Annotated in this window: 12 protein-coding genes, 1 tRNA gene and 1 pseudogene; 13 read left to right on the top strand and 1 reads right to left on the bottom strand. The window is 56.8% G+C overall.

Annotated features, from left to right (window positions below; all coding sequences use genetic code 11):
* Nucleotides 1-6: 6 nt before the first annotated feature.
* The 13 genes from ACTF58_RS07170 to ACTF58_RS07110 all read left to right on the top strand — a co-directional run bounded on the left by ACTF58_RS07170 (nucleotide 7) and on the right by ACTF58_RS07110 (nucleotide 13,651).
* A complete protein-coding gene (locus ACTF58_RS07170) occupies nucleotides 7-639 on the top strand; it encodes a DUF1326 domain-containing protein (RefSeq protein WP_089888530.1) in 633 nt (210 codons plus the stop codon).
* The gene (locus tag ACTF58_RS07165; RefSeq protein ID WP_438991291.1) at nucleotides 639-1,742 is read left to right on the top strand and encodes a dimethylsulfoniopropionate demethylase; all 1,104 of its coding nucleotides are present in this window, start codon (nucleotides 639-641) and stop codon (nucleotides 1,740-1,742) included. The genes ACTF58_RS07170 and ACTF58_RS07165 overlap by 1 nt, the downstream gene beginning before the upstream one ends.
* Nucleotides 1,743-1,757: 15 nt before the next feature.
* Nucleotides 1,758-2,750, top strand: coding sequence for an acryloyl-CoA reductase (gene acuI / locus ACTF58_RS07160; protein ID WP_438991290.1), 993 nt, complete (start codon nucleotides 1,758-1,760; stop codon nucleotides 2,748-2,750).
* A 120-nt stretch (nucleotides 2,751-2,870) separates the two neighbouring features.
* Nucleotides 2,871-3,287: an HIT family protein gene (locus ACTF58_RS07155; protein ID WP_438991289.1), complete on the top strand. Its 417-nt coding sequence runs from the start codon at nucleotides 2,871-2,873 to the stop codon at nucleotides 3,285-3,287.
* A gap of 393 nt (nucleotides 3,288-3,680) precedes the next feature.
* Complete coding sequence (locus ACTF58_RS07150; RefSeq protein WP_438991288.1) at nucleotides 3,681-4,898, top strand: aminotransferase class V-fold PLP-dependent enzyme; 1,218 nt, start codon at nucleotides 3,681-3,683, stop codon at nucleotides 4,896-4,898.
* Between the two features lie 49 nt (nucleotides 4,899-4,947).
* The gene (locus ACTF58_RS07145) at nucleotides 4,948-6,363 is read left to right on the top strand and encodes a cryptochrome/photolyase family protein (RefSeq protein WP_438991287.1); all 1,416 of its coding nucleotides are present in this window, start codon (nucleotides 4,948-4,950) and stop codon (nucleotides 6,361-6,363) included.
* Nucleotides 6,364-6,430: 67 nt separating this feature from the next.
* Nucleotides 6,431-7,639 (top strand): class I SAM-dependent methyltransferase, encoded by a 1,209-nt coding sequence (locus tag ACTF58_RS07140; protein ID WP_438991286.1) that lies wholly within the window; start codon nucleotides 6,431-6,433, stop codon nucleotides 7,637-7,639.
* Complete coding sequence (locus ACTF58_RS07135) at nucleotides 7,640-8,089, top strand: TrgA family protein (protein ID WP_438991285.1); 450 nt, start codon at nucleotides 7,640-7,642, stop codon at nucleotides 8,087-8,089.
* A 27-nt stretch (nucleotides 8,090-8,116) separates the two neighbouring features.
* Nucleotides 8,117-9,229 carry an NUDIX domain-containing protein gene (locus ACTF58_RS07130; RefSeq protein WP_438991284.1) on the top strand — a complete coding sequence of 371 codons (1,113 nt, stop codon included), beginning with the start codon at nucleotides 8,117-8,119 and terminating at the stop codon, nucleotides 9,227-9,229.
* Between the two features lie 112 nt (nucleotides 9,230-9,341).
* A complete protein-coding gene (locus tag ACTF58_RS07125) occupies nucleotides 9,342-10,382 on the top strand; it encodes a cysteine synthase A (protein ID WP_438991283.1) in 1,041 nt (346 codons plus the stop codon).
* On the top strand, nucleotides 10,379-12,793 hold the full coding sequence (locus ACTF58_RS07120) for a DUF3772 domain-containing protein (RefSeq protein WP_438991282.1): 2,415 nt from the start codon (nucleotides 10,379-10,381) through the stop codon (nucleotides 12,791-12,793). The genes ACTF58_RS07125 and ACTF58_RS07120 overlap by 4 nt, the downstream gene beginning before the upstream one ends.
* Complete coding sequence (locus ACTF58_RS07115) at nucleotides 12,790-13,506, top strand: alanyl-tRNA editing protein (RefSeq protein ID WP_438991281.1); 717 nt, start codon at nucleotides 12,790-12,792, stop codon at nucleotides 13,504-13,506. The genes ACTF58_RS07120 and ACTF58_RS07115 overlap by 4 nt, the downstream gene beginning before the upstream one ends.
* A gap of 55 nt (nucleotides 13,507-13,561) precedes the next feature.
* Nucleotides 13,562-13,651 (top strand) — tRNA-Ser (locus ACTF58_RS07110).
* A 669-nt stretch (nucleotides 13,652-14,320) separates the two neighbouring features.
* Here the strand turns inward: ACTF58_RS07110 and ACTF58_RS07105 are convergent.
* Nucleotides 14,321-14,440, bottom strand: a pseudogene (locus tag ACTF58_RS07105) (ABC transporter ATP-binding protein); the annotation flags it as partial.
* Between the last annotated feature and the right edge of the window lie 72 nt (nucleotides 14,441-14,512).

Below are 14,512 nucleotides of genomic sequence, written 5' to 3'. Positions count from 1 at the left end.
AAGAACATGGCTTTAGATGGTGAAGTTGGAACAATCCCTTGGGAGATCAAGGGCGAACTTATTCTCAATTGCAACTGCACAGTGTTTTGCCCCTGTGTTGTGAGCCTTGGCACGCACCCGCCCACGGAAGGCCACTGCCAAGCTTGGTCAGGTGTGCGTATTGATGATGGCGAATACGGCGGCGTGAGCCTTTCGGGCCTCAATGTGGGGCTTTTCCTTGAGATCCCCGGCAATATGGGCCGCGGCAACTGGAAAGCGGCCGCCTATATCGACGAGCGCGCGACAGACGATCAGTATGAAGCGCTTGTGGCGATCTTCTCTGGCGCTGCACGTGGCACAACGGGCTTATTTGGCCTTTTGGTTGGCGAATTCTTGGGCGCCGAGCGCGCGCCGATCACCTTTGAGACGGTCGGCAAAGAGCGCCGCTTGATGGTTGGCAAGAAAATCAAAGGCTCGGTTATTCCTGTTGAGGGCAAGGACGGTAAAGACATCGTTGTGACCAACACAGAATATTGGATGGGCCCTGATATCACTGTGGCCAAGGCCACGCAGGGACGTGTGCGCGCCTTTGGGCGTGTCTGGGATTTTGACGGCCGCAGCGCCGAAATCTGCCAGATTGATTGGAAAGGCCCCCGTTAATGGCGCTCATCTCTTTGTCGCGTCGCCTGCGCCGCACACCCTTTAGCGAGGGTGTGGAGGCTGCAGGTGTGAAAGGCTACACGGTTTACAACCGTATGCTTTTGCCAACTGTGTTTCGCACGGTTCAAGAAGACTACCGCCACCTCAAGGAGGCGGTTCAGCTCTGGGATGTGGCTGTTGAGCGGCAAGTGGAGCTGCGCGGGCCTGACGCCACGCGGCTGATGCAAATGCTCACCCCGCGCGATCTGCGCAATATGCAGGTGGGTCAGTGTTACTATGTGCCGATCGTGGACGAGACGGGGGGGATGCTCAACGATCCTGTGGCTGTGAAGTTGGCGGAAGACCGTTGGTGGATTTCGATTGCGGACAGTGATTTGCTATTGTGGGTTAAGGGCATTGCTTATGGCTATCGTCTGGATGTGCTTGTCGAGGAGCCAGATGTCAGCCCGCTCGGGGTTCAGGGTCCGAAGGCCGATGATGTTATGGCGGATGTCTTTGGGGACGCGGTGCGCGATATCCGCTTTTTCCGCTTTGCGATGCTTGAGTTTCAGGGCCGTAAGCTGGCTGTGGCGCGCTCAGGCTATTCCAAGCAGGGCGGCTTTGAGATTTATGTAGAAGGCAGCGATATCGGGATGCCGCTGTGGAACGCTTTGATGGAAGCGGGCAAAAAGCATGATATTCATGCGGGTTGTCCCAACCTGATTGAGCGGATCGAGGGCGGTTTGCTGAGCTATGGCAACGACATGACCGATGACAACACGCCGCATGAGTGCGGGCTTGGCAAGTTTTGCAACACCCAAAGCGCGATTGGCTGTGTGGGGCGTGATGCTTTGCTGCGCGTCGCTAAGGAAGGCCCAGTGCGCCAGATCCGCGCTGTAGAAATTCATGGCGATGCTGTGCCGCCATGTGATCGGCTTTGGCCGATTATGGTCGGCGACAAGCAGGTAGGCAACATTAGCTCTTCAGCTTACTCGCCTGATTTTGCAACGAATGTGTCTATCGGAATGGTGCGTATGACGCATTGGGACGAGGGCAGTGAAGTGGATGTGATCACCCCTGCGGGTGTGCGCGCGGCGACGGTGCGCGAGACATTCTGGATTTAGAAGAAAGAGGACGAGATGAGTGAATTTAACGCCTTGGTGGTGGATAAAGACGAAGAGAGCGGCAAAACGAGCGCAGCGGTCAAGCCCTTGACGCTGGCTGACTTGCCTGAGGGCGATGTGACGGTGGCGGTCGAGTATTCGACAGTGAATTACAAAGACGGGCTTTGCATTGGCCCGGGCGGCGGGCTTGTGCGCAAGTATCCCCACGTCCCCGGGATCGACTTTGCCGGCACAGTCGAGGCCTCAAGTGATGCGCGCTACAAGGCGGGGGACAAGGTTGTTCTGACCGGTTGGCGCGTGGGTGAAGCGCATTGGGGCGGTTATGGTCAGAAGGCCCGCGTGAAGGCGGACTGGCTTGTGCCGCTGCCTGCTGGTCTTGATACCCGTCAGGCGATGGCTGTGGGCACGGCGGGCTTTACCGCGATGTTGGCGGTAATGACGCTGGAAGATCACGGCATCAAGGCGGGGCCTGTGCTTGTCACGGGCGCGGCGGGCGGTGTTGGCTCTGTGGCCACGGCGATCCTTGCTAATCTTGGCTATAAGGTTGCGGCTGTGACAGGGCGGCCTGAAACGGCGGATTACCTCACGTCGCTTGGTGCGAGCCAGATTGTGGCGCGCGAAGAGCTGAACGAAACGGTGAAGCGCCCGCTGGAGGGCGAAACATGGGGCGGCTGCATTGACGCCGTGGGCGGCGATATGCTGGCGCGTGTGTTGGGCCAGATGGAATATGGCGCATCTGTGGCCGCTGTTGGCCTTGCGGGGGGTGCTGGCTTGCCGGCCACTGTCATTCCGTTCTTGTTGCGCGGTGTGAACCTTTTGGGGATCGACTCGGTGATGCAGCCCTATGACAACCGTCTGCGGGCTTGGGAGCGGATTGCCAAGGATCTGCCGATGGACAAGCTTGAGGCGATGGTGCAGCCCGCCACGCTTAGCGACCTGCCACAGCTGGGCCGCGACATTCTCAAAGGCCAAGTCAAGGGCCGTGTTGTTGTGGATGTGAACGCCTGAGGCATCTAACAGACTGTTCTGAGAGCCGCCCTTTGGGGCGGCTTTCTTTTTGGTGAACGTGCTTGGCGGGGGGCGTGATTTGTGAAAGAGATTGGGAAAATGCGTTTTGGGAGCGATGCTATGAGCTATGACATGGACAATATTTTTGCCAAAATCCTGCGAGGGGAAATCCCATCCTTCAAGGTTTATGAAGACGAGGAGACCTTGGCCTTTATGGATATTATGCCGCGCAGCCCCGGGCATTGTCTGGTTATTCCGAAGACGCCGTGCCGCAATATTCTGGATGCGAGCCCCGCGCAGCTTGCCGCCTGTATGAGCACCGTGAACAAGCTGGCCAAGGCCGCTATGACGGCCTTTGGGGCGGATGGGATCACCTTGCAGCAGTTTTCCGAAGCGGCGGGGGGGCAGGAAGTCTTTCACCTTCATTTCCACATTCTGCCGCGTCATGAGGGGCGGGCTTTGGGGCCTGCGGGTGTGATGGGAGATATGGCGGAGATTAAGGCCAATGGCGAAAAGCTGACGGCGGCGCTGGCTTGAGACTTGCGCCGCGCTGCGCGCGCCGCCCCGTGGCCCATCCTGCCTGCGCGCAAGCGCGCACGCAGGATGGGCTTTGCTCGCCATAGCGTTTGTGTGACTGGGGACCAGCCTTCCATAGCGCTGGATTTAAAAGGGGGACCAGTCCCCCATACCCCCTGGGATATTTAGAGAAAGAAAAAGTTAGGGGGGCTGTCTTGGCTTTGACGGGCTGTGGTGCTTGACCTTGTGGATTTGGGCGCGCTACGCACTGGTGCGTTGCTCACTTGGGTGTTGATCCCTTGGGGTGGCTGCGGCTCGGTGTCTATCGACGGGCGGCTCGGCTGGAGGACCTGCCATTAAGAGTGGCTATCCGACAGGGGCCTGATGAGACCAATACACCGAGGAGAAACCTTCATGCTTGATATCGAATTTGTACGCGGCCAGTTTCCCGCTTTTGCGCAAGAGAGCCTTCAGGGGCAGGCGTTTTTTGAAAATGCGGGTGGTTCTTATACGTGTCAGCCTGTGATTGACCGGCTGACGCGGTTTTACACAGAACGCAAAGTGCAGCCCTATGCGCCTTATGAGGCTTCACGGCTTGGCGGCGCAGAAATGGATGAAGCGCGCAGCCGGCTGGCGGCGATGATGGGGGTTGAAAGCGACGAACTCAGCTTTGGGCCATCAACGACGCAGAACACCTATGTTCTGGCCAATGCGTTTCGTCAATTTATGCAGCCCGGTGACGCTGTCATTGTGACCAATCAGGACCATGAGGCCAACACTGGCCCGTGGCGGCGCTTGGAAGATGAGGGGTTTGAGGTGCGCGAATGGCAGGTTGATCCCGAGACGGGGCATCTTGACCTTAAGAAGCTTGAGGCGCTTTTGGACGAGAAGGTGCGGCTTGTTTGCTTTCCCCATTGTTCCAATGTTGTGGGCGAGATCAACCCTGTGGTGGAAATCACCGCGCTGGCGCACGCTGCGGGGGCTTTTGTTTGTGTGGACGGGGTCAGCTATACGCCGCACGGCTTGCCGAATGTGGGCTTGATGGGGCCTGATATTTATCTGTTTTCGGCCTATAAGACCTATGGGCCGCACCAAGGCCTCATGGTGATGCGGCGGGCTTTGGGCGAGACGCTGCCAAACCAAGGGCATTATTTTAATGCGGGCAGCCTTTACAAACGCTTTACCCCTGCGGGGCCAGATCATGCGCAGGTGGCGGCCTCGGCAGGGATGGCAGATTATGCTGACGCGCTGGCGGCGCACCATGGGATTGCAGGCACGGCGGCAGAAAAGGCAGCGGGGGTGCATGACTTGATGCGCGCCCATGAGGTGAGGCTTTTGCAGCCCCTGCTGGATTATGTGAGCGCGAAGAACTCGGTGCGCCTGATCGGGCCGTCCGAGGCGGTTGGGCGCGCGCCGACAGTTGCGCTGGAACTGGCGCAATCGGGGGAGGTTGTGGCGGCAGAGCTTGCGGCGCATGGCGTCATGGCGGGCGGCGGCGACTTTTACGCTGTGCGAGCGCTAAAGGCGATGGGGGTTAATCCCGAGAAGGGCGTGTTGCGACTTTCGTTTGTGCATTATACCAGCGAGGCCGAGGTGCAACAGCTTATGGAGGCGCTTGATCGCGTTTTGTGATCTGTGAGCGGGGCGCGCCCGTAAACGACGTAAACACGGGCGGGGACTTATGAGCGATACCACGGCAACATCCATTTGGTGGATCAGGCGCGACTTGCGCTTGGTTGATAATGAAGCGCTTACCGCGGCGGCGGCCAAGGGGCCTGTTGTCCCAGTGTTTATTTACGAGGAGCGGGTTGAGGCGCTTGGCGCGGCGCCGCGCTGGCGGCTTGAGCAGAGCTTGAAGGCTTTGGCAGCGGGGCTTGAGGCCAAGGGTCTTAAGCTTGTCTTGCGCAAAGGTGCTGCGCTTGATGTTTTGCGCGCGGTTATCGCTGAGGCGGGTGCGGGCGCTGTGCATTGGGGGCGGCTCTATGACCCCGCGTCGCGACGGATTGATGCGGATGTGAAGGCGGCACTGCGCGATGAGGGCATCACAGCGCAGAGCCATGCGGGGCATTTGCTGCATGAGCCGATGACGGTCAAAACCAAAATGGGTGACTATTATAAAGTCTTTTCTCCGTTTTGGCGCGCGATTGAGCCTTTGGGGGTTGCCGCGCCTTTGCCCTTGCCTGCGAGACTTATTGCGCCCGAGGCTTGGCCTCACAGTGACGATCTGGCCAGCTGGGCCCTTTCTTGTGATATGCGGCGGGGCGCGGCTGTTTTGGCGCGTCACAGCACGGCGGGCGAGGTGGCGGCTTGGGAAAAGCTGACACGGTTTATTGAGGAGCGTGCGGCAGATTATAAGGCGGCGCGAGATCAGGTTGCTACAGAGGGGACATCTGACCTTTCAGACAATCTGGCCTATGGAGAAATATCGCCGCGCAGTGTCTGGGCGACGGGTCAGGCGGCGACGGCGGCAGGGATGCGTGGGCTGGAACCGTTTTTGCGCCAAGTGGGCTGGCGAGACTTTGCGCATCATTTGATGTTTCACACTCCGCATATGCTTCACGACAACTGGCGTGAGGGCTGGGACAGTTTTCCTTGGAGTGAGGATGAAACGGACGCCAAGGTGCAGGCTTGGAAATATGGTCGCACGGGCGTTGACTTTGTTGATGCTGCGATGCGCGAGCTTTGGGTGACGGGCAAGATGCACAACCGCGCGCGCATGGTTGTGGCGAGCTATTTGACCAAGCATATGATGGTGCATTGGCGGGTTGGCGAGCGCTGGTTTGCCGATCAGCTGATTGATTTTGACCCAGCCAACAATGCGATGGGCTGGCAGTGGGTTGCGGGGAGCGGGCCTGATGCGGCGCCTTATTTCAGGGTCTTCAATCCTGACACCCAGTTGCAGAAATTTGACCCAGAGCGAGCGTATTTCAAGCGTTGGATTGCGGAAGGCCAACGGGAGCCGCCCCAGACGGCACTTGATTTTTACGAGGCTATTCCAAAACACTCAGGGCTATCGCCAAAAGCCGTACGGCCACAGCCTATTGTCGGGCTGAAAGACGGCCGAGAGCGGGCTTTGGCAGCCTATAGTGCTAGATAACAAGAAACTTGCGAGACAGGATCGCGCGATTTAGCCTGAAGGGGCTGCGCCAAGGGGAGGTGCATAAATGATACTAACAGACACCAGAGGGCAGACCGATTTGCCGAGGTATTTTGCGCGGGTGTTCGCGCTGGCCAAGCAGATGCCTGTCGGGCGTCTGGATGTGGTTTTGCCTGACGGGCGGCGCTTTCGGGCGGAGGGCGCGACGGCGGGGCCTGTCGGGGAAGTGCATATTCATGACCCAGATGTGTTTGCACGGCTGATCCGTGAGGGCGAACTTGGCTTTTGTGACGCCTATCTGGATGAGGGCTGGTCCTCGCCTGACTTGCAGGCTTTTCTTGACCTCATGAATTCAGGCAACGAAATTCTCTATCGTGGTTTTCCTGGCAAAGGGCTTGTGAAAGCTTTTGAGCGGCTGCGCCATTTGATGCGGTCAAATAGCAAAGGGCAGGCGCGTAAGAACATTTCTTATCATTATGATCTGGGCAATGCGTTTTACGCCAAATGGCTTGATGAGAGCATGACCTATTCCAGCGCCTTGTTTGAGAGCGGACAAGAGAGCTTTGAGGCGGCGCAGCGTGCGAAATATGCGGCCCTTGTGGACGCTTTGGGCGTAAAGACGGGCGACCATATTTTGGAGATCGGCTGTGGCTGGGGCGGGTTTGCTGAATATGCGGCGGGCGAGCGCGGCTTGCGCGTCACTGGGTTGACCATCAGCGCAGCGCAGTTGAAGTATGCGCAGGAGCGTATTGAAAAGGCTGGCTTATCTCACCTTGTCACTTTGAAGATGCAGGACTATCGCGACGAAGTTGGCCAATATGACGGAATTGCTTCAATCGAGATGTTTGAGGCTGTTGGCGAAAAATACTGGCCTGTTTATTTTGACAAGGTGAGGGCTTGTTTGAAGCCCGCGGCGCGGGCGAGTTTGCAGATTATCACGCTGGAAGAAGAGCGCTTCAAAATCTACCGTAAGGGTGTCGATTTCATCCAGAAATACATTTTCCCGGGTGGGATGCTGCCATCGAAAACGGCGCTGCGGGCCGAGATTGCGCGCGCAGGGCTGGCGGAAACGGATGTGCTTGAGTTTGGCGAAAGCTACTCACAAACGCTGCGCCGCTGGCATGAACGCTTTAACGCGGCATGGGGTGAAATTGTGCCGATGGGCTTTGATGACCGCTTCCGTCGAATGTGGAATTTTTATCTAACCTCTTGCGCCGCGTCATTTCATGGCGGTAACTGTGATGTAGTTCAGATCACTATTGTAAAGTCAGAGTAAATGCCCACTGCCGCCAAATTGCTCTCTGCTGTTTGTCTTGCCGTTGTTGCCTATCTTGTGAGTGATATGGTCAAGGCGGCGATGCTCTCTGAAGACCCTGACCTGCAATTGGGCCGCTTGATGGAGATTAATGTGGTGATTTCTGCGGCCGTTGGCTGGTGGATACTTGGGGCGCGGGTGGGCAATGCTTATTCCGTTTCGCTTGGGCTTGGTCTCACGGCTGTCGCCAGCGCGGTGTTTTATTGCGTCTTTACTCACGCTTTTTGGGAAATGTTGCAATTGTCTCTGGATCGTAAGTTTGATGGCCCGATGGAGGCTTTGATTGGTGCGGTTCAGCTTGCGATTGACTATTCTGCTGAGTTATTGCGCGTCACTATTATAGGAACTCTGGTTGCTGGTGGGCTGATTTGCGGTGTCTTTGCCGAATTTGCCAACCGTCGCTGGCGCTAAGAGACGGCACGAGACGCGAGGCAAGCTGTGACACAGGTTTTTTTATATGGCACGCTGCGCCACATGGGGCTGCTTGAGATTGTCTTGGGGCGTTTGCCGCACGACAGGATGCGGGCTTCCGTGCTTGAGGGCTATCATGTCGCGCGCGCCGAGGGCCATGATTTTCCACTTATTTTGGAGCAGGCGGGAGGCCGTTGTGACGGGGTCTTGCTGGTTGATGTGACACCGGAGGAGCAGGCGCGGCTTGATTATTACGAGCTTGGCTTTGGCTATCGGCTTTTGCCTGTCACAATCGAAGGGAGAGAGACATTGGTCTATTTCCCCGAGCCTGATCTTTGGCAAGCGGGCGAGGCTTGGAGCCTTGAGCGCTGGAGCGAAACAGATTGGCCTGTGACGCAGCATTCGGCGCGCGAGATTATGGGGTTGATGGGGCAGGTGGCCCCAAGTGAGCTTGGCCGCTATTTTGAGAGGATCAGAGCGCGGGCCTATTCCCGTTATCTGGCCGAGAACCAGCCCAGCCCAGCGACGTTGCGGGCGGCGCATGGGCGAAAAGATGTGATGCTAAAGGACGAACGCCTCAGCCATATCGGCTATTTTCGCACAGATACTCTGCGCCTTAGCCATCTGCGCTATGATGGCTGCCAAAGTGACGAGATGGTGCGGGAAGTGTTTTTGACAGGGGATGCAGCGCTTGTGTTGCCCTATGATCCTGTGCGGGATCGGGTATTGATTATTGAGCAGTTCCGGATGGGGCCTTTGGGGCGCGGTGACCCTTTGCCTTGGACGCTTGAGCCAATCGCGGGGCGCGTCGATCTTGGAGAAACTCCAGAGGCGGCGGCGCAGCGCGAGTGTGTAGAGGAGGCGGGGCTTGTGTTGGACGCGCTTGAGCCTGTAGCGGGTTATTATCCGTCGCCCGGAGAGATCAGCACGTATTTTCACACATTCATCGGGCTGTGTGATTTGCCTGATGCGGCCTCTGGGATGGGAGGGCTTGAGAGCGAGTCCGAGGATATCAAGAGCCATGTTCTCAGCTTTGAGGCGGCTGAGGCTTTGATGAAAAGCGGTGAAATCAATATTGGCCCGCTTTTGCACCTATTGCTGTGGCTCAAAGGCGAGCGGGGGCGCTTGCGACAGGGATAGTTTCCCGCTTTCGGGGCTTTGTTTGGAACCTTGGCTTTTTGCGGCTGATGCGGCTTGTGGTGCTCTATCTGAACGCCTAGGTTGTGCGGCACTGAGCCTAAGGAGACAGCCCATGAGAATTGCACGAGATTTGGCGGAGGCCGTGGGCAATACGCCTCTGATTAGGCTTAGAAAAGTCAGCGAAGAGACAGGCTGTGACATCTATGGCAAGGCCGAGTTTCTCAACCCGGGTCAGTCTGTCAAAGACCGCGCGGCGCTGTATATCATCAAAGACGCGATCGCGCGGGGCGAGTTGAAGCCTGGGGGCACGATTGTGGAGGGCACGGCTGGCAACACGGGCATTGGCCTTGCGCTGGTGGGCGCGTCTATGGGCTTTAAGACAGTGATTGTGATCCCTGAGACGCAGTCTGAAGAGAAAAAAGAAATGTTGCGCCTTGCAGGGGCAGAGCTTGTGCAGGTGCCAGCTGCGCCCTATCGCAACCCCAATAATTTTGTGCGCTATTCGGAGCGTTTGGCGCGGGAGCTTGCCAAGACCGAGCCAAACGGCGCGATCTGGGCAAACCAGTTTGACAATGTGGCCAACCGACAGGCGCATATCGAAACCACTGGCCCCGAAATATGGGAGCAGACAGGCGGCAAGGTTGACGGGTTTATCTGTGCGGTTGGCTCGGGCGGCACGCTTGTCGGCACGGGGATGGTCTTGCAGCCCAAGGGCGTAAAGATCGGGATTGCGGACCCTATGGGTGCGGGGCTTTACAGTTATTATACCACAGGCGAGATCAAGATGGAGGGTGGCTCGATTGCCGAGGGGATCGGGCAAGTGCGTATCACAAAGAACCTTGAGGGGTTTACGCCTGATATGGCCTGTCAGGTGCCTGACGAAGAGGCTCTGCCTTATGTCTTTGATCTGCTGGCCGAAGAAGGGCTGTGCCTTGGCGGCTCTTCGGGCGTGAATATTGCCGGCGCAGTGCGTATGGCGCGCGACATGGGGCCGGGGCATCGTATTGTGACGATCCTATGTGATTATGGCACGCGCTATCAGTCCAAATTGTTTAACCCCGAATTTTTGCATGAAAAGGGCCTGCCTGTGCCTGAATGGATGGAGCGTGAGCCACGCGACATCCCCTCCGTTATGGAGGAGGTGACTCAATGAGACCGCAGGGTTTGATCAAGAGCCTCGTCGCACTTTGGCTGACGGTCATGATGCTGGCTGTGCCACTGAATGCACAGACGAGCACTGCGGCGAAGCCTGATTATGAAGCGTGGCAGACATTGGCCTCACGGATCGAAGGCGCTGTGGAAGCGGGGCGCGCCTCTGATGTGGTTTTGGAAAATCTGCGCACAGATCTTGTCGGCTGGCGCACAGAGTTTTTGAGCGCGAAAGACGCGAATGTGCGCACGATCAGCGCGGTGCAAGCACAGGTTTCGGCCCTTGGCCCAGCGCCTGAGACAGGCATAGAGCCTGAAGAGATTGCCAACCAGCGGGTGACGTTGACCGCGCGCTTGGCTGCTCTTGAGGCCCCTGGCAAGCGGGCAGAAGTGGCCCAAAGCCGTGCAGATGCCCTAATTGGTGAGATTGACCGCATATTGGCCCAAAGACAGGCCAATGCCTTTCTGGAACGCGGGCCAAGCCCGCTTAACCCGACGCTTTGGGCGCGGGGCTGGACCGCCCTTAAGAGCTCTTTGGTCAATACGCGGGGCGAAGTTGTCACAAGTTGGAATAATCCCAGCCAGCGTGAGGCCTTTATCCAGAATTTGCCGACATTCTTGACACTTGTGTCCGTGTCGATTGTGTTTTTGCTGATGGGGTGGAGATGGGTGCGGGCCTTGAGCGAGCGCTTTGTGCGCCATAGAAACACCGCCAAAGGCTGGCTTACCGCGTTTGTTCTTTCGGTTGTGCAGCTTTGTGTTGCAACCCTTGGTCTCTATGGCTTGGCCTTTGCTGTCTATTCCTCGGACTTGGTCGGCTTGCGGCTCGATCCTTTGATTGAAGCGGTGATTGAGGGTGGCTTTTTTGTGATTATATCGGTGTGGCTGAGCGCATTTGTTTTTGCTCGCGCAGACCGCAGCTTTCACAGCTTTTCCTTGAGCGAGGCGCAAAACACGCGAGGCCGCCAGACGGTGATCGGTCTTGGAGTTGTGTTTGGCCTCAGTTTTATTCTCGATGCGTTTGCGCGTTATGACACGTGGTCGGCGAGCGCCAAAGTCGTGACTGTTTTTCCTTTGATCCTTATTGGAGGTTATCTTCTCTGGCAGCTTGGCCGCCTCTTGCGTCAGCATTCGCAAGCCGCCAGCGCTGCGCTCGAAGAGGAGGCTGCGCCCCGCTACGTTGACCGTATGTATGGTCTATTGGGCCGCGTCATCATGGTCTTTGGGCTTGGTGGCATTGGGCTTTTGGCAGCAGGGTATTTTGAAGCGGGAACCACTGCTGTTTTCCAAACAATTGAAACTCTGGTTCTGATTGCGGTCTTGATTTTGGCGCAGCGGGTTGTCGCGGAGCTTTGGGTTGTCTTGCGTGGAGGGGCCGAAGAGGCCCGTGAGGGGCTTGTTCCGACCCTGTCAGGCTTTGCTTTGATCTTGCTGGCCTTGCCGCAGTTCTTGAGAATATGGGGCACGAGCGATGCACGGATTTCGGCTTTTTGGAGCCGTGCGCGGGAAGGGTTTACCGTTGGAGAGACGACGATCACGGCAGGGGCCTTTCTGACTTTTGCGGTTGTTTTTGTGATTGGCTATATTATCACACGCCTTCTTCAGGGGGCGCTTAAAAACACGGTTTTGCCCAAGACCCAGATGGATCAGGGCGGACAGAATGCGCTTGTCTCTGGTGTTGGCTATATCGGGATATTCTTGGCGGCTCTCGGCGCGATCACCGGTGCGGGGATTGATCTGTCCAGCCTTGCGATTGTGGCTGGTGCGCTCTCTGTCGGGATTGGTTTTGGTCTTCAGAATATTGTTTCGAATTTTGTGTCGGGTATCATTCTTCTGATCGAGCGACCTATTTCTGAGGGTGATTGGATCGAAGTGGGCGGAACCCACGGCACAGTGCGCGATATCTCTGTTCGCTCGACGCGGATCGAGACATTTGACCGCTCTGATGTGATTTTGCCCAATGCCGATCTGATCAGCGGAAAGGTCACCAATTACACCCGAGGCAATACCGTCGGGCGGGTGATTGTGCCTGTTGGTGTGGCCTATGGCAACGACACCCGAAAGATTGAACGGATATTGAGCGAGATTGCCGAGGCGCATCCTATGGTCTTGCTCAATCCAAAGCCGACGATTGTCTTTCAGGGCTTTGGGGCGGATAGCCTTGATTTTGAAATCCGCGCGATACTGCGAGACGTCAACTTTGTGATGTCTGTGCGCTCGGATATGAACCATGAAATTGCAAAGCGGTTCCAAGAGGAAGGTGTCGAAATTCCGTTCAACCAGCGCGATATCTGGATCAGAAATCCAGAGGCGCTTTTGCCAGCGGCACAGACTGAGGCAAAATCGAAAGCCAAGCGTGCGAAGCCTCTGACTTCGGCTGCGATATCAGACAAAAAGGAGAGAGAGGGCAAATGAGCGAAGCGACATTTTTAGACGATGCTTATCTTCGCGACCTCACAGCAACTGTTGTCGCCCATACGGCTGAAGGCGGCATTGTTTTAGACCGCACTGTTTTTTACCCGACAGGCGGCGGCCAACCTGGCGACAGCGGACGCCTTGTCTGGGATGGTCATACGCTTGAGATTGCAACGACTGTCAAAGGCGATGGCGCGGAGATTGTGCTTGTGCCGGCAGCGCCTGAGGCTTTGCCACAGGTCGGTGTGAAGCTTGTGCAACATCTCGATTGGGAGAGACGTCACAGGCATATGCGGGTGCATACGGCGCTTCATTTGCTGTCGGTCGTTTTGCCTCTGCCTGTGACGGGCGGGCAGATCGGTTCGGACAAGGGGCGGCTTGATTTTATGATGCCAGAGCTGCCTTCGGATCGTGAGGCCGTTGAGGCGGCACTCAACGCGCTTGTTGGCGCAGATTTGCCTGTGATCCAAACCTGGATATCAGAAGCTGAACTGGATGCGAACCCTGCGCTTGTGAAAACGATGAGCGTGTCGCCGCCCCGCGGACGGGGGCCTATTCGGCTTGTTCAGATTGGCGAAGCGGATGATATAACTGATCTTCAGCCCTGTGGTGGCACACACGTCGCACGGACCAGCGAGATTGGTGAGCTGCGTCTTGGCAAGATCGAAAACAAAGGAAAACAGAACCGACGTGTGAACCTGCATTTGATCTGACCGATAGGGAAGTTTGGGCTTGCAGACCCACCCGCTTTTTCGATAGACGGATCTCGGACAGGTGGCCGAGTGGTCGAAGGCGCGCGCCTGGAAAGTGCGTAGGCGGGTGACCGTCTCGAGGGTTCGAATCCCTTCCTGTCCGCCACTTTTCAACTAAAAGCACAGGCAGGTCCGATCAACAACCGCAGGGAAACGTTTTTACAAAAACGTAACACTGGCTTTCGATCAGCTCTTGGGGTCAGCGCAGGCCGTCAGACGGTATGCATGAATAGATTTCGTTCCTCTCAGCGCCTCAACGGCGTTTAACTTTTATTGGATGATGCCACGCCGTGCGAATATTAATGGCCTCATCTCGGGCTGGACCCGCGTTTTCAGGCCAGCGACCGTGAGCAGGATATCGACGTCGAGAATATGTCCTTGGTCGTGCGGTATGGGAAAGGGTATTGGCCGAACTGCAACGTAGAAGTTCTTGCCAAAGAAGTCATATATGCGGTCGCCGCCCCTCTTACGATGGCCGCTGCGGTCAACCTAAAGAGCTTGGGCCGTCTCGTGCATTAGCGCCTGATCCACTTTGAGGAGCTCATTCGTGAGCGGCCAACTTGGAGACAATGGTTCGCTTATTTCGACGTCGGGACTGAAATAGGTCTAAGGGGTTTGCGCCTGAACGACTACGCTGTGGCTCTGCAAGCGGGCATAGCTGGCCAAGGTTTCGCATTTGGATGGCAGCACCTGACAGGCCCGATGGAGGCCAATGGAACATTGGCGGCACAGTGGGGTTGGCAATAGAAGACTGGATCGGGATTTTACCTGGTGTGGTCAACATCTCGACTTGGCTTTTCACGTCCAGCGCCATGGTCGGTTCGTCAAAAATGATCAGGTCGGGGCGTGGCGCCATCGCCATGGCCGTCATGACGCGTTTTAACTGCCCCCCTGTCCGTCGTCATATAAAATGGGACATTATAGCGGTTTGAGCATTGGAGGCTCTGGTTCGTTTATGTGATTGATT

Source organism: Lentibacter sp. (assembly GCF_965657785.1).
Classification (GTDB): Bacteria; Pseudomonadota; Alphaproteobacteria; order Rhodobacterales; family Rhodobacteraceae; genus Lentibacter.
This window is presented reverse-complemented; position numbering and strand designations above follow the sequence as displayed.

Coding starts and splice junctions, on each gene's coding strand:
- ACTF58_RS07120 (WP_438991282.1), top strand. CDS start 10,379: ATGAGACCGCAGGGTTTGATCAAGAGCCTCGTCGCACTTTGGCTGACG.
- ACTF58_RS07115 (WP_438991281.1), top strand. CDS start 12,790: ATGAGCGAAGCGACATTTTTAGACGATGCTTATCTTCGCGACCTCACA.
- ACTF58_RS07170 (WP_089888530.1), top strand. CDS start 7: ATGGCTTTAGATGGTGAAGTTGGAACAATCCCTTGGGAGATCAAGGGC.
- acuI (WP_438991290.1), top strand. CDS start 1,758: ATGAGTGAATTTAACGCCTTGGTGGTGGATAAAGACGAAGAGAGCGGC.
- ACTF58_RS07155 (WP_438991289.1), top strand. CDS start 2,871: ATGAGCTATGACATGGACAATATTTTTGCCAAAATCCTGCGAGGGGAA.
- ACTF58_RS07150 (WP_438991288.1), top strand. CDS start 3,681: ATGCTTGATATCGAATTTGTACGCGGCCAGTTTCCCGCTTTTGCGCAA.
- ACTF58_RS07165 (WP_438991291.1), top strand. CDS start 639: ATGGCGCTCATCTCTTTGTCGCGTCGCCTGCGCCGCACACCCTTTAGC.
- ACTF58_RS07135 (WP_438991285.1), top strand. CDS start 7,640: ATGCCCACTGCCGCCAAATTGCTCTCTGCTGTTTGTCTTGCCGTTGTT.
- ACTF58_RS07145 (WP_438991287.1), top strand. CDS start 4,948: ATGAGCGATACCACGGCAACATCCATTTGGTGGATCAGGCGCGACTTG.
- ACTF58_RS07140 (WP_438991286.1), top strand. CDS start 6,431: ATGATACTAACAGACACCAGAGGGCAGACCGATTTGCCGAGGTATTTT.
- ACTF58_RS07125 (WP_438991283.1), top strand. CDS start 9,342: ATGAGAATTGCACGAGATTTGGCGGAGGCCGTGGGCAATACGCCTCTG.